Annotated in this window: 1 rRNA gene; it reads right to left on the minus strand. The window is 54.9% G+C overall.

The features are described 5' to 3' along the window. Nucleotides 1-552 (minus strand): 23S ribosomal RNA (locus ACFO4O_RS16300); the annotation flags it as partial.

Consider the following 552-nt stretch of genomic DNA (forward strand, 5'->3'; position numbering starts at 1 on the left):
TGGGCCGGCTTCCCGCTTAGATGCTTTCAGCGGTTATCCGTTCCGAACGTAGCTACTGGGCAATGCAATTGGCATCACAACCCAAACACCAGCGGTTCGTCCACTCCGGTCCTCTCGTACTAGGAGCAGCTCCCATCAATCATCCAACGCCCACACCAGATAGGGACCGAACTGTCTCACGACGTTCTAAACCCAGCTCGCGTACCACTTTAAATGGCGAACAGCCATACCCTTGGGACCGACTTCAGCCCCAGGATGTGATGAGCCGACATCGAGGTGCCAAACACCGCCGTCGATATGAACTCTTGGGCGGTATCAGCCTGTTATCCCCGGAGTACCTTTTATCCGTTGAGCGATGGCCCTTCCATTCAGAACCACCGGATCACTATGACCTACTTTCGTACCTGCTCGACGTGTCTGTCTCGCAGTTAAGCTGGCTTATGCCATTGCACTAACCTCCTGATGTCCGACCAGGATTAGCCAACCTTCGTGCTCCTCCGTTACACTTTGGGAGGAGACCGCCCCAGTCAAACTACCCACCAGACACTGTCC

Origin of the sequence: Glaciecola siphonariae (assembly GCF_042652645.1) — a bacterium.
Taxonomy (GTDB): domain Bacteria; phylum Pseudomonadota; class Gammaproteobacteria; order Enterobacterales; family Alteromonadaceae; genus Glaciecola; species Glaciecola siphonariae.